The sequence below is a fragment of the Agrobacterium larrymoorei genome (assembly GCF_030819275.1).
GTDB lineage: Bacteria > Pseudomonadota > Alphaproteobacteria > Rhizobiales > Rhizobiaceae > Agrobacterium > Agrobacterium larrymoorei_B.
Genome location: NZ_JAUTBL010000002.1, coordinates 2,387,809 through 2,414,133, shown reverse-complemented (window position 1 = coordinate 2,414,133; position 26,325 = coordinate 2,387,809). Strand labels below are relative to the sequence as shown.

Below are 26,325 nucleotides of genomic sequence, written 5' to 3'. Positions count from 1 at the left end.
GCCTTGTCAGACCTTGATGCGCACCATCTGGTAGGAGTAGGGGGCGCATGTCGCCGAAAGCCGACCGTCGGACAGCGTTGCCGTGTCAGCCTTTTTCGGCGCAACATTGTTCATATTCGTTTCGGTATTGACCGCCTTCAGATCGGCATGGGTCATCACCTGATGATCGGCGATGCTGCTGGCGCTGCCGAAGGCTGCGACATCGAAATCGGCGTCGATCTCCTTATCGGAGCGATTGACAACAAAGAAGCTGACGAAGCCGCCCTCCTCATTATGGACCGCGGACACGTCGAGGCAGGACACCTCGCCCGCCGTATCGCTCTTGTAGGTGGGGCTGTTGACCTTCAGGTCCAGCGCCTTGCCACGGCCATAGCGCGAGGCAAAGAGGAAGGGATAGAAGATCGTCTGGCGCCAGGCCGGGCCGTTCGGCGCGGTCATGATCGGCGCAATGACGTTGACGAGCTGCGCCAGGCAGGCAATGCGCACCACATGCGAGCGACGGATGAAGGTGTTGAGGATCAGACCGACCTGCAGCACATCCTCGAACGTGTAAATGTCTTCCAGAAGCGGTGGGGCGAAGGGCCAGCCATCGGCACCGGCAAGCGTCTTCTTGTCCTGCTCCTTCGAGTGATACCAGACGTTCCATTCGTCGAATGAGATATAGACCTGACGCGACGAGCGCTTCTTGGCCTTGATGTAGTCGATGACGCCTGCGACCGACATGATGTAGTCGTCCAGCTTCTGGTTCATCGCCAGATAGTTGCCGACATTATTGGCGTGATTGTCGAAATACATGTGGAGCGAGATGTAATCGACCTCGTTATAGGTGTGGTCGAGAACGGTCGCTTCCCACTCCGGATAGGTCGGCATCTTGGCATTGGACGAGCCGCAGACGACGAGTTCGAGCGAACTGTCGAAGGCACGCATGGCCTTTGCCGTTTCGTGGGCCAGGCGGCCATATTCATCCGCCGTCTTGTGGCCGATCTGCCAGGGGCCGTCCATTTCGTTGCCAAGGCACCAGAGCTTGACGTCGAAGGGCTCCTTTCGGCCATTGGCGATACGCTTGTCGCTCCACTCGCTGCCGCCGGGGTGGTTGGCATATTCCAGCAGATTGCGCGCTTCATCCAGTCCGCGCGAACCGAGATTGACGGCCAGCATCATTTCGGTGTTGGCAGAGACGCACCAATCGGCAAATTCATGCAGGCCGACCTCGTTGCTTTCTGAGGTGTGCCACGCCAGATCGAGACGAACGGGCCGCTCTTCCTTCGGCCCCACACCATCTTCCCAATTGTAAGCGGAAACGAAATTGCCGCCGGGATAGCGCACGATCGGAACATCCAGTTCCTTGACGAGATCGATCACGTCGTGACGCATGCCGTTCTGATCGGCCGTGGTATGCCCGGGCTCATAAATGCCGGTATAGACCGCACGACCGAGATGCTCGATGAAGGACCCGTAGAGTCTCGGATCAATATCCGCCACGACAAATTGCGGATGCGCCACAACCGACACCTTCATGCATTCCTCCCATTTATATCATAAAAATCGATATATATCGCTATTACGGATACTAAATCGGAAAATCCGGTAAGGGTCAACTGTAAGAGCTGTAACGTTGCGTGAAGAAGCTATCCGTAATTTCTAACGGCTTGATGTCACGCGCTTATTTTAAACATCGGAATTATTGATACTATTCGATCTTCAGGCGTAGAACGATGTCCTGATCGTAATTGCCGAAGCCCTTGCCGAAAATATTGATGCCGCCCGGATGGGTGGCATCGTCTTCGATGCCGATCCTCACGCGGATGGAGTGATGGCTGGCAAGATCGAGATCGGCCAGCGTGACATTCGAGATCTGCACGCCATCGACAAACGTGCCGTCAGGCCCCACGCGCCAGTTCTTCAGCTTGCCATATTGCGAGCCCTTCAGCTTCCACCAGTCCGGCGTATAGACGCCGCGCTTGTCGCCGAAGTCTCCAGGGGAGGTCCAGACGCCGACCTTCTTGCCGTTGATGGTGAGCGTTATGTCGGACGGCCAGTCGGCACTTGTGCCAGGCACTTCGGAGCTGAGCTCCACCGCCACTTCCAGCTCGCGGATTGCCGCATTGGACAGCTTGGCATTGTTGGGAAACTGGTACTCCACATGGCCGCGGGTAAACCAGATCAATCCCGCCTTCATCCGATCGGGATCGAGCAGCGCATTCGGCACATCGAGAAGCCCGATAATGCCCTCTGGCGAACAGAGACCGCAGGGGGCTGTGACATCGAAACCGGTGTAGAGGCCGACCGGCATAGACACCTCGATGACGTCCTTGCGCGGCTCACGCACCTCACTCTTGAAGACGATAACGACCTCTTCCACCGTGGCGCGACAGATCTTTTGATTGCCCTTGCGCGCCTTCTGCGTCTCGCTTTGCAGCAGGCCGGCATCTTCGAGAATCTGGATATGGGTGGAGACCGTCGATTGCGGCAGTGCCAGAGCCGCCGCCATGTCGTTGACATTCATCGGTCCGCGATCATGCAGCATCTTCAACATGGTCGCCCGCGTTGGCGAGGCAATTCCCTTCAACACGGCGTGGTCGGTCTCGGGATCGATAATGAGGAATTTTTTCGTCATGGCGCTTTTACATTACGGGATTTCGGATTTGTATCGCGCTTTCTGATATTTGAAAAGGATGTTCGCGGCGCCGGTTTTCTGCGTCGGAAGCGAACCCATCACGTCTCGCTGTCTGGAAAGATCTCACCTCAAGACATCGCCTTCGATGGGCGTGAGACTATGCCTCGTCGTCTCCCTTCAGTCAGGGTATGGCCCAAAAGAAAAAGGCCTCGCGATATTTCGCAAGGCCTTGATTTCTTTGAATTCGGATGGTGGGCGTGACAGGGATTGAACCTGTGACCCCTACGATGTCAACGTAGTGCTCTCCCGCTGAGCTACACGCCCTCCGTTGCGGCGCATAAATCACATAACCGAATGAAGCGTCAACTGCCTTTTTCGATTTTGTGACAGGTTTTTTTGAAACCCTTACGCCACAAGGAGTTTGTTGACCTCGTCGACGAGGTCGCGAAGGTGGAAAGGCTTGGAAAGCACCTTGGCATCCTTCGGCGCCTTCGAATCAGCGTTGAGCGCGACCGCTGCAAAACCGGTGATGAACATGACCTTGAGGTCCGGATCGAGTTCCGTCGCGCGGCGCGCCAGTTCGATGCCATCCATTTCCGGCATGACAATATCGGTCAAAAGCAGCGAGAAAGGCTCTTCGCGAAGTCGATCGTAAGCGCTGGCACCATTATCGAAGGACGAGACCTTGTATCCGGCCTTTTCGAGCGCCTTCACGAGGAAGCGGCGCATATCGTTGTCGTCTTCGGCGAGAAGAATTTTCTGAACCATATAAGTGACCGTAACTACAGAATTATTGGGATACCCTATCGCGATTGTACCATTGTCGGAGTAAATATCATGTGAATGGTAGAATCACGAGAGGGTGACTGCCTGCCAGTATGGACTTGCACTGGCGCAACTGGCAACATGATGCGTCTGGCAGAATTATGACATGGTAAACGGGACGGCATGGACTGGGTGACGGGCGAATATGAATTGTTCGAGGTGCGCGAACCCGCGGTGCACAGCATTCCCTTCGTCTATAATTCCCCCCATAGCGGTCGCTGTTACCCGATCTCTTTCCTCGAAGCCTCGCGGCTTGATTCCTATGAAATTCGCCGCTCCGAAGATTGCTTCGTCGATGAGCTCTTTGCAGGCGCTCCCGATATCGGCGCGCCGCTGCTGAAGGCGAATTTTCCGCGCGCCTATCTCGACGTCAATCGCGAGCCCTATGAACTCGATCCGCGCATGTTCGACGGTGCGCTGCCCTCCTATGCCAATATCGGCTCCATGCGCGTTGCTGGCGGTCTCGGCACGGTGCCGCGCATCGTGGCGGAAAATATGGATATTTACGCCCACAGGCTGTCTGTGGACGAGGGGCTATCGCGGATCGAAGGCATCTACAAACCCTATCATGCGTGTCTGCGCCGACTGGTCTCGCGCACCCATGCCAATCACGGGATGGCGGTGCTGATCGATTGCCATTCGATGCCGGGCAATATTCGTCTCGCGGGCTCGAACATCCGCCCCGATATCATTATCGGCGATCGCTATGGCACCAGCGCGTCGGCGGAGATTTCCCGCGCGGCGCTGCATTTCCTCGAAGAGCTCGGCTTCACCGCCGTTTGCAACAAGCCCTATGCCGGCGGTTTCATCACCGAGCATTACGGCCGGCCGATCCGCTCGCTGCATGCTTTGCAGATCGAGGTCAATCGTGCGCTTTATGTGGATGAAAAGACGTTTTTGAAAGCGGCGGATTTTCCGGCGATGCAATCGGCGCTGGACATCTTCATGCGCCAGTTGGCAGCTTTCGTTTCCGAATACGCGATCGACATGGCGCTTGCCGCCGAATAACGCGCTCCCCACCCTCTGAACATTCCACTGGTCCTTCCCTGCGGCTGCCGCATGGGCAAAAAAAACCGCGCCTGCGCGCGGTTAAGTCTAGGGAGGAAACACCCAAGGAGGGTATTTACAGTCAAAGACTGTGTGTCCCAAGGTAGATGATACTGCTTAATTGTCAAGCATTATAATTTTTTGATTAAATAATAGGCGTTATTTATACGTTTGCATAACTGATAAACGACGCTTCGGATAATATGCTCATGGATGAGGCATCGAAGGTCCAGGATCATGTGAGCCCACCGGTCCAGAAATGGCTCGTAGCGCAGGACGTTGACGGCGGTGGGTCATTGGTTGAACAAGGCGTCCTGCTTGCGGAAAACAGATTCCGATTTGTAGGTCGATGTTGTATGTCATCTCCCGACAACAACAAACAACGACGGACAATACCAGACACCAGGGGACTTCAATGCTGCCAGATCGCAATTTCTTCTTCCGCCTTGCCGACGCCGCCAAGGCCGAGACGCTGCCCCGGTTTCGCACCGGCATCGCTGTCGATAACAAGCAGGCGGGCGGCTACGATCCGGTGACGGAAGGTGACCAGGCGGCGGAAGCGGCGATCCGCGCGCTGATCACCGAGCATTTTCCCGAGCACGGCATTCTCGGCGAAGAGCATGGCAGCATCGGGCTTGATCGCGAGCATGTCTGGGTCATCGATCCCATCGATGGCACCCGCGCCTTCATTTCCGGTGTGCCGGTTTGGGGAACGCTGATCGGCTTTCAGTCGGGCGGGCGCGCCAAGATGGGCCTGATGGATCAGCCCTTTACCGGCGAGCGCTATTTCGCCGATGGGAACAAGGCCTGGTACAAGGGGCCGGAAGGCGAGAAGCAGATCAAGACGCGGGCGTGCCAATCGCTATCCGACGCCGTACTCTTCACCACTTCCCCGCATATCTTCACGGTTGAAGAGGCGAAGCTTTACGGCCAGATTCAGGACAAGGTGCGGCTCTTCCGATATGGTGTGGATTGCTATGCCTACGCGCTGCTCGCCGCTGGCCATGTGGATCTCGTCATCGAATCTGGCCTGAAGCCCTATGATGTCGGTGCGCTGATCCCGATCATCGAGCAGGCAGGCGGCGTCATCACCACTTGGGATGGCGGGCGACCGGAAGGCGCGGGCAGGATCGTCGCTGCCGGCAGCAAGGCCGTGCATGAGGAGGCGCTGGCACGGCTCTCCGGTCTCTGAACCTTTTAGGGCGGGACGCTATTCTTCCGGGGCGAAGAAGGCATCCAGCGCCGCAAGCGCCTGGGCGCGGTAGATATCGCGCTCCTGAAACAATTCATGGCGCGCGCCAATGACCGGGATTAACTGCGCGGCCCGGAAATTACGAGACAACTCCTCCTGCACCGCATAGGGCGTGATGGTGTCGAGAACCGGCGCCAGCAACAGGGTGGGAATTGTGATGCGGGTCAAATGATCCTGTCGCGTCACTTTGGGCATCAGCTTCATGACTTCGTAGAGCCAGCGCGCAGTCGGCCTGCCGATGAAAAGCTCCGGATGGCTGTTGGCGATCGCAATGTTACGGGCAAAACGCTCGGCATCGGAGGTCAGTGGATTGCCATCGAAGTCCCGTTCGCGATTATCCCTGCCCAGTTGCTTGCCGCCAAAACCCGTCCATGTCAGGGCGGTGGCAACGGTCTTGATCCAGCGAGGCGAAACGGATTGGCCCCCAAGCCCGACGAAGGGCGAGCAGAGCGCCATGCGCTCGATGCGGTTGGACAGTTCCGGCGCCATGGAGAGCGCGATCAGCCCGCCAGTGGAGTGTGCGACCATGAAGAAGGGCAGGCGCGTGTCGGGCAGCACCACCTGTTCCAGGAACAGCGATACATCCTTCTGGTAATCGGAAAAGCGGCGCACGTAACCGGCATCCGCCTTCTTCAACAGCCGCGCCGAACCGCCTTGGCCACGCGTATCGAAAGTGGCGACCCAGAAGCCTTTGGCCGTCAGATCGCGGATCGTCTCGAAGTATTTCTCGATCGTTTCATTGCGGCCGTGCAGCAGCACGATGGTGCCGCGTGCAACCGGTCTTTCGGAACGGAAGATCGCATAGCGCAAGCTCTTCTTGCCGTGGCCTTCAAAGGTTCCGACATGGTGGTTGTCGGGCACGGGGTTGCCTTTGGTCTCATGGAGAATGGCTTCGGTCATCGATATCCTGCTCGGCAAACAATGTGTCTATACGACAGTCTAAAGCGTGTTGCGATCTTTCAGATTCGCTCATGCGCTTTAGGTCCTTGCTTTATCCGCATGTCGTTATCGCAAAGCCGCTACACAGTTTTGCTTAGACCATGCTTCAGAAGGGGATAGGTTGAGCGACTGTGTGCGTCAAAGGAAAACATGCACAAACGGACGGGACGGGAAAAATTGCCGGAACCGTCGGTGTTAGCAGTCGCGGTTCCGGCTAATCGGCAAGGAAGAAGGGACGATGCTTCCTTGCCCCGGAGTTGCCTCCGATAGAGCCGTTTTAGCGGGGGCGAAATGAACGCATCCGGAACTTGTCATTCAGAAATCGTTCAGGTGAGTTGAATGCATTTTTCCCTCTTGAACTGCCAAAACACCGTTCCCACCTATTGCTCACGGTCGCCAGAACGGGGCCGTATCAAGGTTTCTTTCATCGCCAGAACGGGATGGAGAGCCGCACTCGCAAACAGTCGCTTCTAAGGAGGACACCATGCGTCACGTTGATTTTTCTCCCCTTTATCGCTCTACGGTCGGCTTCGACCGTCTGTTCTCGATGCTTGATAGCATTGGCCAGCCGGAGCAGGCCCAGGCTTATCCGCCCTATAATATCGAGCGCACCGGCGAGAACGCCTATCGCATCACCATGGCGGTTGCCGGCTTCGACGAGAATGAACTCAGCATCGAATCCCGCGCCAATGTGCTGACTGTCAAGGCCGAGAAGGCCGAAGACACCAAGGCATCCGAGGGCGACTTCCTCTATCGCGGCATTGCCACGCGCGCCTTCGAGCGCCGCTTCCAGCTTGCCGACCATGTGGAAGTGCAGAATGCTTCGCTGAAGAACGGTCTTCTCCATATCGACCTTCTTCGCAACATTCCCGAAGCCATGAAGCCCCGCCGCATAGCGATTGCGACCGACGTGTCGGACGCGCCGAAGCAGATCGAGGCACAGGTAACGCCAACCCAGGTGAACTAAACCTCGAGGTTAGCGCGTGAATGAGAAGACGGCTCCCGCAAGGGGACCGTCTTTTTTTTGCGTTTATAGTGGGGGAGGTCACTCTCATAGGATCCTCGTGATTGACCTGAGGACCCATTGTCTTGAGCGGTCGGCAGGGAGACTTACGACGCCGTCTTGGCGGCGATCGCGGTAGCCTCCGGTGCATCGACCGCAGGGGCTGCGATCTTCGCGGCTTCCGCTTCCTTTGCCTTCTTCGCGTAGCGCTGTGCAATCACGGCGCAGGCCATCAACTGGATCTGGTGGAAGAGCATGATGGGCAACACGATGGCGCCAATGCTTTGGCCGGCGAAGATCGCGCCTGCCATCGGCACGCCGCTGGCGAGGCTCTTCTTCGATCCGCAGAAGGTGATGGTGATTTCATCTTCCTTCTTGAAGCCGAGCAGGCGGCTGCCAAACATGGTGAGACACAGGACAAGGGTCAGCAGAACCATGTTGATGCCGATCACGACGCCGATGTCGCGCAAGGTGAATTGGTTCCAGATGCCTTCCACCACCGCATCGCTGAAGGCGAGATAGACGACCATCAGGATCGAGCCGCGATCGACAGGGGCCAGCAGCGTCTTGCGCGCGCGTATCCAGTGGCCGATCCAGGGCTGCAAGGCCTGGCCGGCGATGAAGGGCAGCAGAAGTTGCAGGAAGATCTGGCCGAAAGCATCGAGCGAGAAACCGCCGCCATGGCCGCCAACGGTAAAAAGGAAGCCGACGAGGAGCGGCGTCAGGAACATGCCGAAAATGTTGGAGGCGGATGCGGCGCAGATCGCGGCGGGCACGTTGCCTCCGGCCATCGAGGTAAAGGCAATGGACGACTGCACGGTGGAGGGAAGGACACAGAGAAAAAGTACGCCCATATAGAGCGGCTGCGGCAATATGCTGTCTGGAATATAGCCCGCCGCAAGTCCGAGAAGCGGGAAGATGCCAAAGGTGACGAGAAGGATGACAATGTGCAGGCGCCAATGCAGCATGCCCGCCACCACGACGTCTTTCGACAACCGCGCGCCATGCAGGAAGAAGAGCAGCGCGATAGCGCATTTCGTCGCGATGGAAAAGTAATGTGCCGGCTCTCCGCTGATCGGCAGCAGCGACGCGAGGATGACGGTGGCGACCAGCATCATGGTGAAGCGGTCTGGCAGGAAGCGGCTCATGGCGCGGCCTTTCTAGAATGTGGTGTGCAGAGGGGCATGGCGCTCTGCAATTGCGAAATCCGTCGTAACCGACCTAAAGCGCCAAGACCGTGAAAGATCCCGCAGCCTCCCAGCCGGTTTGCGGATTGTAATCGGGCGCACTATCGCTCATCATGAAACCAGATGCAAAAACTAACAGTTATCATGCTTTGAGATAGCCATGCTGAACCTGCAACATCTTGCCAGCTTCGTCACGCTGGAGCAGACGATGAGTTTCACCCAGACCGCCGAACGGTTGGGGATTGGCCAATCGACCGTCAGCCAGCACATCCAGCGGCTGGAAGCGTCGCTCGGCCAAAAGCTGATCGCCCGTGATACGCATCGGGTGCGCTTGACGCCGGAAGGTGAGGCGCTTCTTGGCTATGCCCGCAATATGCTCGATCTCAACAACAAGGTGGCGGCGCTTTTCGGTGAGAGCAGGCTGCGCGGTCGCCTGCGTCTCGGTGTATCGGAGGATTTCGTCGCAAGCCGTCTCACCGTCATTCTGGAAGAGTTTACGGGGCTTTATCCGCTGGTCGATCTGGAGTTGACTGTATCGCTTTCCGGCGTGCTCTATCAGATGCAGGACAATGGCGAACTCGATGTCGTGCTGGCCAAGCGTCGGCTTGGCGATCAGCTCGGCCATTTCCTCTATCGCGAGCCGTTGATCTGGCTTGCCAAAGACCCGGATGCGATCCTCTCCCGCAAGGAAGCGCTGCCGCTGATCGCCTTCCCGCCGCCCAGCATCACGCGCAAAGCCGCGCAAGAAGCGCTCGATCGGGCAGGCGTTGCCTGGCGGATCGTCTGCACCTGCGGAAGTCTCAGCGGGCTGACGGCGGCTGCCCGCGCCGGCATGGGTGTTCTTGTCCAGCCTCGCAGCATGGCGCCGTCCGGCTTGCGAGAGTTGCCGCAAGGCAGTCTGCCCTCGCTGGAAGACGTGGAGTTCGTGCTGCAGCCGCGCAAGGGCGCGGATGCAGAACTGGTGCGGGCGCTATCGTCGCTGGTTACGGCGAAGGGGATGGTGCCGGGCAGTTATGCGTGATGGTTAGACTTTAGCCGATTTCTTTTTCCGCGGTGGCATAGGCTCTTCACCGAAACCTGCCAACACGACGGGTTCGTGTCCCTTAAAGCGGACAACCAAGTCCAGTTCGCCGCCGAGCGCCTGGACATAACCACGTAACGTCGAAAGCAAAAAATCCGATCGCTTTTCCAGCTGGGCGACAGAAACCTGCTTCTTGCCCATGCGCTGGGCAATGGTTTCCTGGGTCAGTTCTTTGGCCTTGCGCAGCTTTTGCAGCGTATCGAATTCGTCCAGCAATTCAACTGTTCGCAGGTCAGATGCGGCTATCTCTTCTTTCGACATGACTGCATTAAAAACGTCGTCAGCGGGAATCGACATCAAGGCTTCTCCTTGTTCATCAGCTTTTGCAGATGTGCATCAAACCGAGCATCAGCTGTGCCAATCAAGTTCTTGTAAAAACGCTTCTCCGCCACCCCGGACTTGTCGCCGGCAACAAGCAAGATGGCTTTTCTTTTCGGATCGAAAGCAAAAGCGACCCTCCACACTCCGTTTTCCGCATCGAAGCGTAATTCTTTCATGTTCGCGTGTTTCGAACCCTTCAACGTATCGACTCGGGGCCGCCCATAGGACGGCCCGTGTATCTTTAACGAATTCGCCTGCGCACGCAGTTCGATCTTTACGCTCGAAGGAAGCTGACTGAATTCCTCGGCAAAAGCTTCATCAAACTCAATCTGCCATTCCATCGAAATATAGCTTTAACATTATATAGTTTCAAGTTTGTATTTTGATGTCGTTATCACCATCATGCATTCCCGCAAATACGCAGAAACGAATCCACGTCGCTCTCTTCCGTCGCAAAGCTGGTGACGAGGCGGATCAGCTGTTCGTTTTCGCCGACCGGCTGCTGCATGTCGTGCGGAACCGGCCAGTCGTAGAAGCTGGCACCGGCATCTCGGGCAGCCTTGGCAGATTGCTTGTCCAGGACGACGAAGAGTTCGTTGGACTGTGTGGGCCAGGCGAGGCGGGCGCTGTTGGAGGCCGAGAGGCCGTCGCGCAGGCGATTTGCCATGGCGTTGGCGTGAGCGGCAAGCTCCAGCCATAGGTCGTTCTGGAAATAGGCGTCGAACTGGGCCGCCATGAAGCGGGTCTTGGAGAAGAGCTGTGCGGAGCGCTTGCGGATGAAGGGCAGGTCTTCTGCCATTTTCGGATCCATGTAGACGATGGCCTCCGCGCACCAGCAGCCGTTTTTCGTTGCGCCGAAGGAGAGGATATCGACGCCGCGCTTCCAGGTCATTTCGGCTGGCGTGGTGTCGAGCGCGGTCAGCGCATTGGCAAAACGCGCACCATCCATATGCAAGGGAACGCCAGCGCTTTTGGCAATTTCGGAGATCGCCGAAATCTCGTCGAGATCGTAGATCGTGCCCTGCTCGGTCGCCTGGGTCATCGTCACCAGCATCGGCTGGCCCTGGTGAATGGAGCCCGGCGGAAAGCGGTCGATGGCGGCTTTCAGGTTCTTTGGCAGCATCTTGCCGTTTGGCCCTGCCACGGGCATCAGGCGCGAGGCATTGGAGAAGTAGATCGGCGCGCCGCACTCGTCCTCGATCACGTGGGCTTCGGAATGGCAAAAGGCGATGCCGCCGGGGCGGGCGACGCTTGCGAGCGCCAGGGAGTTTGCCGCCGTGCCCGTGCCGACGAAGAAGACGGCGACTTCGCGCTCGAAGATTTCATTGAACTTCTTCTCAATCGCCTGGTCCAGTTCGCTGGTGCCGTAAGCGGCGGCAAAGCGGGTGGATTCCTTCATCAGCCGCTCGTTGATGGCCGGGTGGGCGCCAGCCCAGTTATCAGAGGCAAAAATCATCGTCAGCACTTTCAAGCATGTTGCGGGCAGGAATGTCGCGCGGTTGGCACGGTTGGCAAGACTAGCTCCGTGGTTTTACGAGCATATTTCAGCCAAGGCAAATCCGGTAATGAAAGCAATTATTTCGACGCCGGCAGAGAAGAAAATTACGCGTTTCTATCTTCTGTTGAAATTTCACGTCACAATGGTTCTCTATAAATTAACGGCATCCCCTTGCGGAAGGTGGGTGTTTCTGTCATTGTTCAGACAGAATTAAGACAGCATTGCTGTCCTAAATTGAAATGCGGAGACGGGTTTGGCTTTCCAGATTGGGGCCGGATCGGCCTCCGCCTCTCTGCGTGACACCATGCAACACGATTGCAGGAGGGATGAAAATGACCATACGGCTGGAAGGCGAAAACGCCCAGGCGCTTCTAACGAATGACTGTCCGAGCGATGCGCCGAAGGCGATCGCGCCTCGCGCCACGATTGGCGGTCTTCCGGCCAAGCAGGGTCTGTACGATCCGCGCAATGAGCACGATGCCTGCGGCGTCGGCTTCGTCGCGCATATGAAGGGTCAGAAGTCGCACCAGATCGTCAAGGACGGTCTCTTCATCCTCGAAAACCTGACGCATCGCGGCGCCGTTGGCGCGGATCCGCTGATGGGCGATGGTGCAGGCATTCTCGTGCAGATCCCTGACCGCTTCTTCCGCGAGGAAATGGCAAAGCAGGGTGTGACGCTGCCGAAGGCTGGCGAATATGCTGTCGGCCACATCTTCTTCCCGCGCGATGCAGAGCGGATCGAGCACTATAAGAAGGTCATCGTCGATGTGATCGGCGAAGAGGGCCAGCAGTTCCTTGGCTTCCGCGATGTGCCCGTCGACAATGCTTCGCTCTCCAAGGCGCCGGATATTGCCGCCACCGAGCCGCACCATGTGCAGGTCTTCATCGGCGCGGGTCGTGAAGCTGCGACCAATGCCGAATTCGAACGCCGTCTGTTTTTGATCCGCAAGGTCCTGTCCAACCGCATCTATGATGCCGGCGGCGGCAAGGAAGCGCAGGATTTCTATCCCGTGTCGCTCTCCTCCTCGACCATCGTCTATAAGGGCATGTTCCTGGCCTATCAGGTCGGTGAATATTACAAGGACCTGTCCGATCCACGCTTCGAAAGTGCCGTGGCGCTCGTCCACCAGCGCTTCTCCACAAACACCTTCCCGTCCTGGAAGCTGGCGCATCCGTATCGCATGGTCGCCCATAACGGCGAAATCAACACGCTGCGCGGCAACGTTAACTGGATGGCGGCGCGTCAGGCCTCGGTCTCGTCCGAGCTTTTCGGTGACGATATCTCCAAGCTCTGGCCGATCTCCTATGAGGGTCAGTCTGACACCGCCTGCTTCGACAACGCGCTGGAATTCCTGGTGCGTGGTGGCTACTCCATGGCGCATGCCGTCATGATGCTGATCCCGGAAGCATGGGCTGGCAACCAGTCCATGACGGCCGAACGCAAGGCGTTCTACGAGTATCACGCGGCCCTGATGGAGCCATGGGATGGCCCGGCAGCCGTTGCCTTTACCGATGGCAAGCAGATTGGTGCCACGCTCGACCGTAACGGTCTGCGTCCAGCCCGCTACCTCGTCACTGATGACGACCGCATCATCATGGCATCCGAAGCCGGCACGCTGCCGGTGCCGGAAGAGCGTATCATCAAGAAGTGGCGTTTGCAGCCCGGCAAGATGCTGCTGATCGACATGGAAAAGGGCGAGATCATTTCGGATGAAGACGTCAAGCACGAGCTTGCCGCCAAGCATCCTTATCGCACCTGGCTCGACCGTACCCAGCTGATTCTGGAGGACCTGAAGCCTGTGGAGCCGCGCGCGCTGCGTCGCGACGTGTCGCTGCTCGATCGTCAGCAGGCCTTCGGCTACACCAGCGAAGACACCAAGCTTTTGATGTCTCCGATGGCGACCACCGGCCAGGAAGCCGTCGGCTCCATGGGCACCGATACGCCGATTTCGGCGATGTCGGAAAAGTCCAAGCTGCTTTACACCTATTTCAAGCAGAACTTCGCGCAGGTCACCAACCCGCCGATCGATCCGATCCGCGAAGAGCTGGTGATGAGCCTCGTCTCCTTCATCGGCCCGCGTCCGAACATTCTGGACCATCAGGGTGCGGCGCGTGCCAAGCGTCTGGAAGTGCGTCAGCCGATCCTGACCAATGGCGATCTCGAAAAGATCCGTTCCATCGGCCATACGGAAGATCGTTTCGACACCAAGACGCTTGACTTCACCTATGATGTGGAGCGCGGCGCCGAAGGCATGCCGGAAATGCTCGACCGTCTGTGCGAGCGGGCGGAATCGGCCGTGCGCGGCGGTTACAACATCATCGTGCTTTCCGACCGTCAGGTCGGTCCGGACCGCATCGCGATCCCGGCTCTGCTGGCAACGGCTGCCGTTCACCACCACCTGATCCGCAAGGGTCTGCGCACCTCGGTCGGTCTCGTCGTGGAAACCGGCGAGCCGCGCGAAATCCACCATTTCTGCCTGCTGGCCGGTTATGGTGCGGAAGCGATCAACCCCTATCTGGCTTTCGACACGCTGCTCGACATGCACAAGCATGGCGCGTTTCCGAAGGAAGTCTCCGACGATGAAGTGGTCTATCGCTACATCAAGGCGGTGGGTAAGGGCATTCTCAAGGTCATGTCCAAGATGGGCATCTCCACCTACCAGTCCTATTGCGGCGCGCAGATCTTCGACGCCATCGGCCTGTCGTCGGACTTCGTCGAGCAATATTTCTTTGGCACCGCCACCACTATCGAAGGTGTCGGCCTGAAGGAAATTGCCGAAGAAACCGTTGCACGCCACACGGCCGCTTTCGGCAAGGACCCGATCCTTGCCAACACGCTCGATATCGGCGGCGAATATGCCTATCGCATGCGCGGCGAAAGCCACGCCTGGAGCCCGGATTCGGTCGCGACCCTGCAGCATGCCGTGCGCGGCAACAGCCAGGAGCGTTACCGCGAATTCGCCGAGATGGTGAATGACAGCAACCTGCGCATGAACACCATTCGTGGCTTGTTCAAGCTGAAGAGCGCCGAGCAGATCGGTCGCAAGCCGATCTCCGTCGATGAGGTCGAGCCGGCAGTCGAGATCGTCAAGCGCTTCTCGACCGGTGCCATGTCCTTCGGTTCGATCAGCCGTGAGGCGCACACCACGCTTGCAATCGCGATGAACCGCATCGGCGGCAAGTCCAACACGGGCGAAGGCGGCGAAGAGGCGGATCGTTACATGCCGCTTCTCAACGGCCAGCCGAACCCGGAACGCTCCGCCATCAAGCAGATCGCCTCCGGCCGCTTCGGCGTGACGACGGAATATCTCGTCAATGCCGACATGCTGCAGATCAAGGTCGCGCAGGGTGCCAAGCCCGGCGAAGGCGGTCAGCTGCCCGGCCACAAGGTGGATGCGACGGTTGCCAAGACCCGCCACTCCACGCCGGGTGTCGGCCTGATTTCGCCGCCGCCGCACCATGACATCTACTCGATCGAAGATCTGGCGCAGCTGATCTACGACCTGAAGAACGTCAACCCGGAAGCCGATGTTTCGGTCAAGCTCGTTTCCGAAGTGGGTGTCGGCACGGTTGCTGCCGGTGTTGCCAAGGCGCGCGCCGACCATATCACCGTGTCGGGCTTCGATGGCGGCACGGGTGCCTCGCCGCTCACCTCGCTGAAGCATGCCGGTAGTCCATGGGAAATCGGTCTTGCCGAAACCCAGCAGACGCTGGTGCTGAACGGGCTTCGTTCGCGCATCGCGCTGCAGGTGGATGGCGGTCTGAAGACCGGTCGCGACGTCATCATCGGTGCGCTTCTGGGTGCCGACGAGTTCGGCTTCGCCACCGCGCCGCTGATTGCGGCGGGTTGCATCATGATGCGCAAGTGCCACCTGAACACCTGCCCCGTGGGCGTTGCCACGCAGGACCCGGTTCTGCGCAAGCGCTTCAAGGGCACGCCGGAGCACGTCATCAACTACTTCTTCTTCGTTGCCGAAGAAGTGCGCGAAATCCTCGCTTCACTTGGTGTTTCCAGGCTGGACGAGATCATCGGCGCTTCGGAGCTTCTCGAGAAGGATGAGATGCTGGCGCACTGGAAGGCACGCGGGCTCGATTTCAGCCGCATCTTCCACAAGGTGGAAGCGCCGAAGGAAGCGACCTACTGGACCGAGCGCCAGAAGCACCCGATCGACGACATTCTCGACCGCAAGCTGATCGAGAAGTCCATGCCGTCGCTGGAAAACCGCGAGCCGGTGGTCTTCGAAGTGCCGATCAAGAACGTCGACCGTTCGGCCGGTGCGATGCTGTCTGGCGCGCTTGCCAAGCGTTGGGGCCATAAGGGCCTGAAGGACGACACGATCCACGTGACGCTGCGCGGCACTGCGGGTCAGTCCTTCGGTGCGTTCCTGGCACGCGGCATCACCTTCGATCTGGTGGGTGATGGCAACGACTATGTCGGCAAGGGTCTGTCTGGTGGTCGCATCATCGTGCGTCCGCCGGAAAACGCCCGCATCGTTGCGGAAAACTCGATCATCGTCGGCAACACAGTGCTTTACGGCGCGATCACCGGCGAGTGCTACTTCCGTGGCGTGGCCGGCGAGCGGTTTGCCGTGCGCAACTCCGGTGCGATTGCCGTTGTCGAAGGCGTGGGCGACCATGGCTGCGAATATATGACGGGCGGCATCGTCGTGGTTCTGGGTGAAACCGGCCGCAACTTCGCAGCCGGCATGTCCGGTGGCGTGGCCTATGTTCTGGACGAGACCGGCGACTTCGCCAAGCGCTGCAACATGGCGATGGTCGAGCTGGAGCCGGTTCCGGAAGAAGACGACATGCTGGAAAAGCTGCACCATCACGGCGGCGACCTCATGCACAAGGGACGCGTCGACGTTTCCGAGGACATGACGCGTCACGACGAGGAGCGCCTCTACCAGATGATCTCCAACCACTTCCACTACACCAACTCCACCCGCGCCAAGGACATCCTTGATCGCTGGAGCGAGTTCCGTCCGAAGTTCCGCAAGGTCATGCCGGTCGAGTACCGCCGTGCGCTGGAGGAAATGGAACGGCTGAAAATGGGTGTTGCGGCGGAGTAAATCCGCCGCGTGGCAACGGTTCATCGACTGATTTCGCTGCTTATCTCACTCGCCGCACCTGCGGCGACATGGGCAGCCAGCGGCGAAATCAGTTTTGAGTTTATCGTGCTGGGGGCGATCTTGGGCATCGCTGACCGGTACTGGGGTCCGAGCGGGACCCTGCTTTGATGTGAGGAAAGTAACATGGGCAAGGTTACAGGTTTTCTGGAAATCGATCGTCAGGTTGGCAAGTATCAGCCGGCGTCGGATCGTATTCGCCATTTCCGGGAATTCACCATTCCCATGTCGGATGCCGAGGTGCAAAAGCAGGCGGCGCGCTGCATGGACTGTGGCATTCCCTATTGCCACGGCCCGACCGGCTGCCCGGTGCACAACCAGATCCCCGACTGGAACGATCTGATCTATAACAACAACTGGGAAGAGGCGATCCGCAACCTCCATTCCACCAACAACTTCCCGGAGTTTACCGGCCGTGTCTGTCCCGCACCGTGCGAGGAAGCCTGCACGCTGAACCTGGAAGATACGCCGGTTGCGATCAAGACGGTGGAACAGGCGATCGCCGACAAGGCCTACGAGCTTGGCTTCATCGTGCCGAAGCCTGCCACGGTCCACACCGGCAAGAAGGTCGCGATCATCGGTTCCGGCCCGTCGGGACTTGCAGCTGCCCAGCAGCTTGGCCGCGCCGGTCATGAGGTGCATGTCTATGAGCGCGAGACAAAGGCCGGTGGCCTGCTGCGCTATGGCATTCCCGACTTCAAGATGGAGAAGAACTTCATCGATCGCCGCGTCGAGCAGATCAAGGGCGAAGGCGTCACCTTCCATTACGGCGTCAATGTCGGTGTCGATATGACGGTCGAACAGCTGATGGCCGAGCATGATGCGGTTCTGTATTGCGGCGGTTCGGAAACCCCGCGTCCGGCCGGTATCGGCGGCACGGAATTCCACGGCGTCCATGATGCCATGCCTTATCTGGTGCAGCAGAACCGTCGCGTTGGCCGCGAAAACATCGACAGCGTCGGCTGGCCTGCCGATCCGATCCTTGCTGGCGGCAAGCATGTCGTCGTCGTCGGCGGTGGCGATACGGCGTCCGACTGCGTCGGCACGGCGTTCCGTCAGGGTGCGGTCAAGGTGACCCAGCTCGACATCCGCCCGATGCCGCCGGAAAAGGAAGACAAGCTTGCCGTCTGGCCCTATTGGGCAACCAAGATGCGTACCTCGTCGTCTCAGGCCGAGGGTGCGGTGCGTGAGTTCCAGGTAGCAACGCTCGAATTCGTCGGTGACGAGGATGGCGTGCTGACCGGCGTGAAGTGCTGCCAGGTGGATGAGCGCCGCAAGCCGATTGCCGGCACGGAATTCATCATCAAGGCCGATCTCGCCTTCATCGCCATCGGCTTCTCCGGCCCCTTCACCGACAGCGTTTTGAAGGAACTGGACGGCAAGCTCACGCTCAATACCGACCGTCGTGGCTCGACCAACGTCGTTGCCAACGATCGCGACTACAAGACCTCGATCGACAAGCTGTGGGCCGCGGGCGACGTACGCCGTGGCCAGTCGCTGGTCGTCTGGGCGATCCGCGAGGGCCGTCAGGCCGCCCGCGCCATCGACGAAGCGCTGATGGGAAGCTCGGTTCTGCCGCGCTAAGTGGCTGATCCTCTGTTTCATGAAGACACGCCCGGACATTGTTCCGGGCGTTTTGTTTTACTCCACCGCCATGAAGCGTTCGCGATAGGCTTGTGGGCTCACCCCGAAGCGGCGTTGGAAGAGGCGGCGTAGCGTCTCCTCGCTGCCGAAGCCGGCGCGCCGGGCGGCCCGGGAGACCGGCTGGGCCTGTTCCAGAAGACGTCTTGCGGTTTCGAGGCGCATTTCCTCCAGCGCCTTTGTGGGTGTCACGCCGGTCTGTTCGCGGTAGTGGCGTGAAAAGCTGCGCAGGCTCATGCCAGCCTTGTCGGCGAGATCATTCAGGGACAGATCCTGCGTGATGTTTTCCATCATCCAGGCATGCAGGCCGTCGAAACGGCCACCTTCATCCTGAAGCGTCAGGGCGGCGCTGAATTGCGACTGGCCGCCGGGGCGCTTGAGGAAGACGACGAGCTGGCGGGCGACGGCAAGTGCGACATCGCGGCCGAGGTCGTTTTCAACGAGCGCGAGCGCCAGGTCGATGCCAGCAGTAACACCTGCCGATGTCCAGATGCTGCCATCCTGAATGAAGATCGGGTCCGGCTCGAGCCGCACTTTGGGAAAGCGCTTTCGGAACTCGGCGCATCGCTGCCAGTGGGTGACTGCCCGCGCCTGCCATCCAGCAGGCCGGTGCTGGCCAGCAGAAAAGCGCCGCTGCAGACCGCCGCCGTTCGTCGCGCCACTTTGGAGCGTTCAGCAATCCAGCCAAGAAGCGCGCGATCCTCACAGGCTCGATAGACACCCCAGCCGCCCGGAACGATCAGCGTATCAACCGCTTCGCTGACCTTGGACAAAGGCGATGTGCCGATCGGCAGCGCTGAGGATGTGACGATCGGGTTCTGCGCGCCCATGACGAGAGGCCTGTAAGGGGCCGGCTTTCCGGACTGGACGCAAAAGTCATTGGTCGAGGCAAAGACCTGCAAGGGACCTGCCACGTCGAGCAGCTGGATATCGGGGAAAGCGAGGATCTCGATAGGGCGGGTCATTTTGGCCTGAAGTGTGGGATGATTGGCATTTGTGCCAAACCATGCGCGCCTATGATGAGAGCGTCAACAGAAGAGTTCACATGACCTACCGCTTCGGCTTTCTCGTCTTCCCCAATCTTCAGCAGCTTGATCTGACCGGCCCTTACGAGGTCTTCGCATCGGCGAAAGACAGTGCTGTGCATCTGGTGTGGAAGGACAAGAACCCGGTTCGCTCCGTGACCGGGATCAACTTCACGCCGGATGTCGATTTCGAAGAGAGCCCGCAATTCGACGTGCTGTGCATTCCAGGCGGCGCGGGTGTCAACGCGCTGCTTCGCGACGAGGAGGTTCTCGCCTTCATCCGTAACCAAGCGGAAAAAGCGCGCTTCATAACCTCGGTCTGCACTGGCTCGCTGGTGCTTGGGGCAGCTGGTTTGCTGAGGGGCAAGCGGGCGGCGACGCATTGGAACGCCATGGATTTTCTGCCGCATTTTGGCGCGACGCCGGTTTATGAGCGTGTGGTCAAGGATGGCAATCTGATCACTGCCGGCGGCGTGACCTCCGGTATCGATTTCGGTCTTTCGCTTCTCTCAGAATTGATGGGCGAGGAGGAAGCGAAGATCGTGCAACTGTCGCTGGAATATGCACCGGCACCGCCGTTCCGTTCGGGTACCCCGCAGGAAGCGCCTGCCGATGTTCTGCAAAAGGCGAAAGGTCGGATCGCGCGCTCGCGCCAGGAGCGAGAACAGTTGGTCGGCCAGATCGCTCGATAGCGGTGGCTCACCAGCGCATTTCCACAAAAAACGGCCCCCGTGCATCTGCGCGAGGGCCGTTTTCCCACGTGGGTAGAAATCAGTGCTTGTTCTTGTGGCTCTGCTGGCCGGCCTTCATGTGCTGCTCGGACGAGCCACCCTGCTTGCCGCTGCTCTTGCTGTCCGTGGAGGACTTGGAAGATGCGCTGCGGGTTGACTTGTCGTCGCTGTTCTTGTGCGACTGCTTGCCGGCTTTAACGTGCTGTTCGTGCGTGCCACCTTGGTTGGCCATGACGGTATACTCCTCATATCCATCTTTTTAAGCAAGGCCTCATGCCTTGCCGGGCGTTAACACGAGCCCAGGGAGGATCGTTCCGGTTTTAATATTTCGTGATCAAAAACATCGTCGTCCGGGTAGCTGGCTACCTTTTTTCGCTCAACGCGTTCAATTCGCAGCCGTTTCGCCTGCCGGCGGCATGCGATAGTCGTCCACTCGGCCAAAGGGGGCGTCTTCCATCAGCCCCCGCTTCGTCAGTCTTTCGCGCGGCGTTTCGACGACAGAGAACTTGGCAGGCGCCTGCTTGCCGCCCAACAGCGTGTCGCCGCCGTCAAGATCCGGATCGGTCAGGCTGATCGGCTGGGTGCGGACCTGCTGCGCATCGATGCCGAGAGCGGGCAGCGAGGTGAGGGAGGGCAGATTGCTTCCATCCAGGGTTCCGAGGCCAGGCTCGGCACCATCCAGATGGCGGCGGACGAATTTCTCCACATAGAAGGCGAGCTTCTGCTTGCCGGCCTGGGTCATGCCGATGCCATCCGCTTCGCGCAGACGCGCCTGCTGTCCGTTCACGTCATAGCCGGTGGTCACATATTTGCCGCCCTCATCGACGAAGCCATCCCAAACATCGACGAACTCGCCACCGAGCTTTTCGATGTGGCTGCGGTAAAGCCTGTTGAAGCCGACGAAATCGGCCGTCAGCGATGGCGACTGGAAGGCGGGCAGGCCGACCCAGAGCACCGGCACCTGTTGGCGTTTGGCAAGCATGATCAGCGCGTCGATGCGCCGCTCATATTCCTTGAACCAGATCTCGGTACCGTATTTCTCCTTCGTGCCGCCAATGTCCATCGTCTGCCGGTCGTTGGAACCCATCATGATGACGATGGTGGCGGGCTTGGTGTCCTTGATGAATTGCGGAAGGTTGGCGAACCAGTCGTAATAATCCGAGCGCACGAGGCCGGAGGAGCCATTGGCGCGCACATCGATGGCAATGCCTGCGGAACTCTCGAAAGTGGAGACCAGTGCTTCGCCCATGGCACCTGCGAGAAAATCTCCAACGACGAGAACGCGGCGGGCATTCTCCTGCTTCTCAACCGGTGCCGGCTTTGCGGTGCGCATCTGCACGACCGATGGTGTGCTGCGAGGCGCCGAAGGGCGTGTGACGGAGCGAGTCGGATTCTGCCGCTGCGGCGCTGCCTGCCTGCGCTGCTCGCGGCGTTCGGGCGCATAGAGACGATCATTATATTGGTTGGGGCCGCCGAAAAGCATTTCCATCAGCGTGCGGCGTTCGCGATATTCCTGCGCGATGGCAGGCACCGTCCAGGACGGCAGGCTGAGTGTGACGACAAGAAGCGCGACGCTGCCGCGCTTCATGATCCTAGCAAAGGGTCCTGCTTCTCTGGTGGTCATGGCGTGATGTTCCCGAGACGGTCCCATTGACTATATGCTAATATTCGCGGCCCGTCAGGACCTATATCCGTTGCCCATCAGTTACGAAGCGCTCTCAGCAGGGTCTGCGATGGCTCGCCATCATTTTGCAGGCCCATGCGCTTTTGGATGGCGCTGATCGCTGCTTTCGAGCCGGAGCCGAAATTGCCGTCGATCTCACCGTCATAATAGCCGAGTTCCTTCATGCGCGTCTGAAGCTCGAACTTCTCCTTGATGTCGAGCGTGCCATTCGGGCGCGGCCACTTCTGCTGCATGCCGCCGTAACCGGCAATCTCGTCTGCCAGAAGGCCGACGGCCAGCGCATAGCTGTCCGAGGCGTTGTAGCGCTTGATGGTGAAGAAGTTCTTGGTCATCAGGAAGCCTGGACCATTCGAACCGCCTTCGAGCTTCAGCGTCGCGCGATCCGAACCGCGCGGGAAGCCTTTGCCATTCGGGCGGAAGAAGCCGAGCTTCTGCCACTCGGCCAGGCTCTTCGTCTGGTCCGCATAGCGCGCGCCGCCCGCGGGCACGGCCGTCTCGTAGCCCCAGGTGCGGCCAGGCTCCCAGCCGTTCTTGGCCAGAAGGTTGGCGGCCGTTGCCAGCGCGTCCGGCACGGAATGCCAGATGTCGCGCTTGCCGTTGCCATCGGCATCGACCGCATAAAGCAGGTAGCTCGTTGGGATGAACTGGGTGTGGCCCATGGCGCCCGCCCAGGATCCGGTCAGCTGCTTCGGCGTCACGTCACCAGACTGCAGGATCTTGAGCGCGGCAATCAGCTGCGTGCGCGCGAACTTGGCGCGCTTGGGATCGGAATAGGCAAGCGTTGCCAGTGCCTGGGGAATATTGTGCAGGCGTTCGGGCTTTTCCAGCACCGCGCCATAATTGGATTCCATCGACCAGATGGCGAGGATGACATGCTTGTCGACGCCAAAATTGCGCTCGATCCAGTTGAGCGTTGTGGCGTGCTTCATCTTCATCTCGCGGCCGATCCGAACTGTATAGGGGTTCACGCGGCTGTCGAGATAATCCCAGATCTGGGTGGTGAATTCTGGCTGGAAGGTTGCCTTGCGCAGTGCGTCTGGGTCTGGCTCAGTGACGCCTGCGAAGGCCTTTTGATAGGTCGCGCGCGAAATGCCTTCCTTGGCGGCTGTGGCATAGAACTGGTTGATCCATTGCTTGAAACCTGCATCTGCATTGGCAGTGACGGGCGTCAGAGCAATGGTCAGGCCTGCGAGTGCCACGCAGCCAAATTTACGGACGCCGGAAAGGATCATCTTTTTCATCGTCAGTCTTTCGTTTCTCTCGAATGTCAGTTCGATAGCGAGATACGCATCGGGCTTCACGATGGGGTACCAAATTAAAGTCAACAAATTCTTTACCATTAACGATAGGTAACGTCACCCTTTGCAAAAACTTGCCACTTTTGTCATAACAAGTTCGTGTGCGTTACTTAAAAACCGTTGAAGTCTCTGAGGAGGGATGTGTGGTAGAAAAAAAGAAAATTCGGAAAGCAGTTTTTCCCGTAGCTGGTCTTGGCACACGTTTCCTGCCGGCAACCAAAGCTGTTCCGAAGGAAATGCTCACCGTTGTTGACAAGCCGGTCATCCAATATGTGGTGGACGAAGCGGCTGAGGCCGGTATCGAGCATTTCGTATTCGTGACAGGACGCGGCAAGGGCGTCATCGAAGACTATTTCGATATCCAGTTCGAACTGGAGCAGATGCTGCGCGAGCGCAACAAGAACGCCGAACTCACGCTGCTGTCCAACATTCTGCCCAAGGCTGGCACCGCCAGCTTCACCCGCCAGCAGGTTCCGCTCGGTCTTGGCCATGCGGTTTGGTGCGCCCGTGACATTGTCGGCGACGAGCCTTTTGCGGTTCTGCTGCCAGACATGATCATGACGGGCGATAACAAGTCCTGCCTCAAGGGCATGGTCGAGCTCTACGATCAGAGCGGCGGCAACGTTCTGGCTGTCGAAGAATGCGCACCGGAACTCGCCCATCGTTATGGCATCGTCGCGCCTGGCGAAGAGATCGGCAATGGTTTCCGCATCACGGACATGGTGGAAAAGCCTGCCAAGGGCACGCAGCCGTCGAACTACTTCATCAACGGTCGCTACATTCTTCAGCCGGAAATCTTCCAGCTGCTGGAAACGCAGGAGCGTGGTGCCGGCAACGAAATCCAGCTGACGGACAGCATGCTTAAGCTTCTCAAGCAGCAGGACTTCACCGCCTATCCGTTCCGCGGCGAGACCTACGACACCGGTGCCAAGGATGGCTTCATTCTTGCCAACCTCGCTTTCGCCCTGCAGCGCGAGGACATCCGTCCGCTGATCGAAGGTCCGCTGAAGGACATCATCGCCAAGATGGGCTGACGACCGGATCGCTCTCGCCCTGCCACGCCGGACCTGGTGTGGAGGGGTGGAGTGATGTGTCGGTTATGAAACTTCAATCCCGGCCTCGTGCCGGGATTTGTTTTTGTGGCAACGGCCCACACTTGTCCGTTGCCATGGTCGGACCCGATCCCACCATACACTAGGGTTGAAAGCTTGAGACAGGAAACCTCGGCCTCGACCCACTCAGTCAGACCAAGTCTTTGGTCTGAAGGACTTTTCTCGCCGCTCAGACGCGCGTCGGCTAGATTCCTGTGACAAGCACAGGAATAGGGTGGATGAGAAAGCGTCACCAGACGAGCTATCTCCCATTAAGCCGCACTGCAATGGGGCAAGCCCAAGGATGACACAGGGCCACAGGTTCAACGTCCTATCGCTTGAGCGTTAGGCCAGCACCGATGCGCCAATTGTTATTGTGGGTCACGGGCGTGGTTTCGTAGCTGACGTCGGTGGTGAAATCGAGGTAGCGATTGATGTTCCAGGTCAGACCGGCGCCAAGCGTATATTTTGTCTCGTCCCTGATGCTGGAGGTCTGGAAGTTGCGGCGTTCCAGGCCGGTGGTCAGCCTCGCTACGAGGTCGTAGCGCAATTGCTGGATCAGGCCGACGGTCAACTGGCGGGTGACCCAGCCGCCCTCCGGGCCGCCGGCGAAGTCCTCAATGTCCGTTTTCAGGCCGAAATTGACGTCCGTTCCGCGCATCGGCGACCAGGTGAGGGTGCCATCGGTAGTCAGCGCATTGATGGATGCCAGGCGGCTATCGTCATAGTCGCGCCGCAGCAGGCCGACGGCCACTTCGCCACGCCACTTCTCGCCAAGATCAATCTGCGTTCCGACCTTCGCGCCATAGGAGGTGGAGGAGCGCTGGTAGCCGGTTCTGTCCGTTTTCTGATCATAGGAACTCAGCGCGCCGGTCGCTTCCAGGAAGGGAATGAGGGCGGGCGATACTTCATAGCCGACGCGGCCGCGGATGGCAGCACCTGAACGGTCGCGATCGGACAGGCTGATGGGCTGGCCGTTCACCCCCTTGGCATCGGTATAGATGGTCCGCGACAGATCAAGTGCGGCGAGCGTTTTGACAAGCGCGATATTGTGCTCGACAGACGCGCCTGTTGTGAAGAGGTGCTCGCCGCCCTGCACCGCAGCACCGGTGATGGCGTTGGGATCGGTGGTGTCCTCGCGGCTGAAGGTGTAGCCGGCCTTCAGCCTGGCGGTGGTCTGGTCGGCCAGATCGAGCCTCAATTCGGCCTGCACATTGGCGCTCGGATTTTCTCCTGCACTGCCACCGCTGATATTGCGCTCATAGATCCCTTCGCCGGTGACTGTCAGCGCGTGGCGCGACCAGTCGCTCGTCAAGGTGCCGCGAATGCCGGTTGCGAGATAGTTGCGGTTGGTCGATCCTGTCGCGAACTTCTTAGTCTCGTGGTTGATCGTCTGGCTGATGGAGGGGCGAAGCGTCAGCGTGCCGATGCGGATGCCGGGCGCCGTGCCATCATCGATGGCGGCCTTTTCGTCGCCGTCGAGCGTCGTCTCGTAGGTGTTTTCCCGCCGGTCCACCGGTTCGATTGCTTCGTCGATGGGCTCAGCCACAGCGCTGCCGGGATCGGTGCTTGTGCGCGGGCTGTTCGTGGTCGTGGTGCCGGAGGTCGGTCGCGGCGTGGGAACGACGGTGACGGCAGGCGTCGGGTCCTGGCCGGAGGCCGGATCATTGGCATAAGGATCGGCGCTTTGCAGCCCGGCAGGCTGCACCGCCGTGTTCCGATCCGTATTCTGTCCTGTGTTCTGACCTCTATTCTGTCCGAGCGTCTGCGCTTGCGCGGGCAGGGGCAAGGCGAGGGAGAGGGACACGCACAGCGACAGGCCTGCCGGCAGAGCGACGGCTGCTCTGCGCAACGTCTTCAGACGCGGCGCGGTGCTGTGACAGGTCATGCGTTTCACCCGGGTTCGGTATCTTGGTTACCCAAAGGTAAAATCGCATGGTTAATATCTGGTTGATT

General features: G+C 59.0%; 20 protein-coding genes, 1 tRNA gene and 1 pseudogene. 8 read left to right on the top strand and 14 right to left on the bottom strand.

All coding sequences use genetic code 11. The features are described from left to right. Nucleotides 1-6: 6 nt before the first annotated feature. From arfA to cpdR, 4 genes are all read right to left on the bottom strand, one after another. Nucleotides 7-1,518, bottom strand: coding sequence for an arabinosylfuranosidase ArfA (gene arfA, locus QE408_RS20330; RefSeq protein WP_306934275.1), 1,512 nt, complete (start codon nucleotides 1,516-1,518; stop codon nucleotides 7-9). A 172-nt stretch (nucleotides 1,519-1,690) separates the two neighbouring features. Then, complete coding sequence (locus QE408_RS20325; RefSeq protein ID WP_306934274.1) at nucleotides 1,691-2,617, bottom strand: ArsR/SmtB family transcription factor; 927 nt, start codon at nucleotides 2,615-2,617, stop codon at nucleotides 1,691-1,693. Nucleotides 2,618-2,866: 249 nt separating this feature from the next. Then, nucleotides 2,867-2,941: transfer RNA gene (locus tag QE408_RS20320), tRNA-Val, on the bottom strand. Between the two features lie 81 nt (nucleotides 2,942-3,022). Next, nucleotides 3,023-3,385 carry a cell cycle two-component system response regulator CpdR gene (gene cpdR / locus QE408_RS20315; RefSeq protein WP_027675545.1) on the bottom strand — a complete coding sequence of 121 codons (363 nt, stop codon included), beginning with the start codon at nucleotides 3,383-3,385 and terminating at the stop codon, nucleotides 3,023-3,025. A gap of 180 nt (nucleotides 3,386-3,565) precedes the next feature. Between cpdR and QE408_RS20310 the strand changes: the two genes are divergently transcribed. Beyond that, the gene (locus QE408_RS20310; RefSeq protein ID WP_306934256.1) at nucleotides 3,566-4,450 is read left to right on the top strand and encodes an N-formylglutamate amidohydrolase; all 885 of its coding nucleotides are present in this window, start codon (nucleotides 3,566-3,568) and stop codon (nucleotides 4,448-4,450) included. A 454-nt stretch (nucleotides 4,451-4,904) separates the two neighbouring features. Then, nucleotides 4,905-5,681, top strand: coding sequence for a histidinol-phosphatase (gene hisN / locus QE408_RS20305; RefSeq protein ID WP_306934253.1), 777 nt, complete (start codon nucleotides 4,905-4,907; stop codon nucleotides 5,679-5,681). A gap of 18 nt (nucleotides 5,682-5,699) precedes the next feature. Here hisN and QE408_RS20300 read toward each other — a convergent pair whose 3' ends face one another. Further along, nucleotides 5,700-6,641 (bottom strand): alpha/beta fold hydrolase, encoded by a 942-nt coding sequence (locus QE408_RS20300; RefSeq protein ID WP_306934252.1) that lies wholly within the window; start codon nucleotides 6,639-6,641, stop codon nucleotides 5,700-5,702. A gap of 523 nt (nucleotides 6,642-7,164) precedes the next feature. Between QE408_RS20300 and QE408_RS20295 the strand changes: the two genes are divergently transcribed. Then, nucleotides 7,165-7,647, top strand: coding sequence for an Hsp20 family protein (locus QE408_RS20295; RefSeq protein ID WP_306934250.1), 483 nt, complete (start codon nucleotides 7,165-7,167; stop codon nucleotides 7,645-7,647). A gap of 143 nt (nucleotides 7,648-7,790) precedes the next feature. Here QE408_RS20295 and QE408_RS20290 read toward each other — a convergent pair whose 3' ends face one another. After that, nucleotides 7,791-8,831 carry a bile acid:sodium symporter family protein gene (locus tag QE408_RS20290; protein WP_306934248.1) on the bottom strand — a complete coding sequence of 347 codons (1,041 nt, stop codon included), beginning with the start codon at nucleotides 8,829-8,831 and terminating at the stop codon, nucleotides 7,791-7,793. A gap of 199 nt (nucleotides 8,832-9,030) precedes the next feature. Here QE408_RS20290 and QE408_RS20285 point away from each other — a divergent pair, with 199 nt between their 5' ends. Further along, the gene (locus tag QE408_RS20285) at nucleotides 9,031-9,891 is read left to right on the top strand and encodes a LysR substrate-binding domain-containing protein (RefSeq protein ID WP_306934246.1); all 861 of its coding nucleotides are present in this window, start codon (nucleotides 9,031-9,033) and stop codon (nucleotides 9,889-9,891) included. Nucleotides 9,892-9,894: 3 nt separating this feature from the next. Here QE408_RS20285 and QE408_RS20280 read toward each other — a convergent pair whose 3' ends face one another. Genes QE408_RS20280 through QE408_RS20270 form a run of 3 tightly spaced genes read right to left on the bottom strand, consistent with a single transcriptional unit; the run spans nucleotide 9,895 to nucleotide 11,728 of the window. Then, nucleotides 9,895-10,248, bottom strand: a complete 354-nt coding sequence (locus QE408_RS20280; RefSeq protein WP_306934244.1) for a helix-turn-helix domain-containing protein — start codon at nucleotides 10,246-10,248, stop codon at nucleotides 9,895-9,897. Continuing rightward, the gene (locus QE408_RS20275) at nucleotides 10,248-10,613 is read right to left on the bottom strand and encodes a type II toxin-antitoxin system RelE/ParE family toxin (protein WP_306934242.1); all 366 of its coding nucleotides are present in this window, start codon (nucleotides 10,611-10,613) and stop codon (nucleotides 10,248-10,250) included. The genes QE408_RS20280 and QE408_RS20275 overlap by 1 nt, the downstream gene beginning before the upstream one ends. A gap of 59 nt (nucleotides 10,614-10,672) precedes the next feature. Further along, the gene (locus QE408_RS20270) at nucleotides 10,673-11,728 is read right to left on the bottom strand and encodes a threonine aldolase family protein (RefSeq protein ID WP_111849454.1); all 1,056 of its coding nucleotides are present in this window, start codon (nucleotides 11,726-11,728) and stop codon (nucleotides 10,673-10,675) included. Between the two features lie 374 nt (nucleotides 11,729-12,102). Between QE408_RS20270 and gltB the strand changes: the two genes are divergently transcribed. Together gltB and QE408_RS20260 are read left to right on the top strand one after the other, a co-directional pair. Beyond that, entirely contained in the window at nucleotides 12,103-16,842 is a 4,740-nt protein-coding gene (gene gltB, locus QE408_RS20265) for a glutamate synthase large subunit (protein WP_306934240.1), read from the top strand. Nucleotides 16,843-17,025: 183 nt separating this feature from the next. Then, nucleotides 17,026-18,483, top strand: coding sequence for a glutamate synthase subunit beta (locus tag QE408_RS20260; RefSeq protein ID WP_306934239.1), 1,458 nt, complete (start codon nucleotides 17,026-17,028; stop codon nucleotides 18,481-18,483). Nucleotides 18,484-18,540: 57 nt separating this feature from the next. Here QE408_RS20260 and QE408_RS20255 read toward each other — a convergent pair. Continuing rightward, nucleotides 18,541-19,534: pseudogene (locus tag QE408_RS20255) on the bottom strand (GlxA family transcriptional regulator). A 51-nt stretch (nucleotides 19,535-19,585) separates the two neighbouring features. On the opposite strand from QE408_RS20255, the gene QE408_RS20250 reads away from it, so the two are divergent. Beyond that, on the top strand, nucleotides 19,586-20,257 hold the full coding sequence (locus tag QE408_RS20250; protein ID WP_306934237.1) for a DJ-1/PfpI family protein: 672 nt from the start codon (nucleotides 19,586-19,588) through the stop codon (nucleotides 20,255-20,257). A 79-nt stretch (nucleotides 20,258-20,336) separates the two neighbouring features. Here the strand turns inward: QE408_RS20250 and QE408_RS20245 are convergent, their stop codons facing one another. The 3 genes from QE408_RS20245 to QE408_RS20235 all read right to left on the bottom strand — a co-directional run bounded on the left by QE408_RS20245 (nucleotide 20,337) and on the right by QE408_RS20235 (nucleotide 23,221). Continuing rightward, a complete protein-coding gene (locus QE408_RS20245) occupies nucleotides 20,337-20,528 on the bottom strand; it encodes a hypothetical protein (protein WP_306934235.1) in 192 nt (63 codons plus the stop codon). Nucleotides 20,529-20,681: 153 nt separating this feature from the next. Next, the gene (locus QE408_RS20240) at nucleotides 20,682-21,920 is read right to left on the bottom strand and encodes an SGNH/GDSL hydrolase family protein (RefSeq protein ID WP_306934233.1); all 1,239 of its coding nucleotides are present in this window, start codon (nucleotides 21,918-21,920) and stop codon (nucleotides 20,682-20,684) included. A gap of 77 nt (nucleotides 21,921-21,997) precedes the next feature. Next, nucleotides 21,998-23,221 (bottom strand): lytic murein transglycosylase, encoded by a 1,224-nt coding sequence (locus tag QE408_RS20235; RefSeq protein WP_306934900.1) that lies wholly within the window; start codon nucleotides 23,219-23,221, stop codon nucleotides 21,998-22,000. Nucleotides 23,222-23,421: 200 nt separating this feature from the next. Between QE408_RS20235 and galU the strand changes: the two genes are divergently transcribed. Beyond that, nucleotides 23,422-24,312, top strand: a complete 891-nt coding sequence (gene galU / locus QE408_RS20230; RefSeq protein ID WP_306934231.1) for a UTP--glucose-1-phosphate uridylyltransferase GalU — start codon at nucleotides 23,422-23,424, stop codon at nucleotides 24,310-24,312. 388 nt (nucleotides 24,313-24,700) lie between these two features. On the opposite strand, the gene QE408_RS20225 is transcribed toward galU, so the two are convergent. Continuing rightward, nucleotides 24,701-26,257 (bottom strand): surface lipoprotein assembly modifier, encoded by a 1,557-nt coding sequence (locus tag QE408_RS20225; protein WP_306934230.1) that lies wholly within the window; start codon nucleotides 26,255-26,257, stop codon nucleotides 24,701-24,703. Nucleotides 26,258-26,325 lie beyond the last annotated feature (68 nt).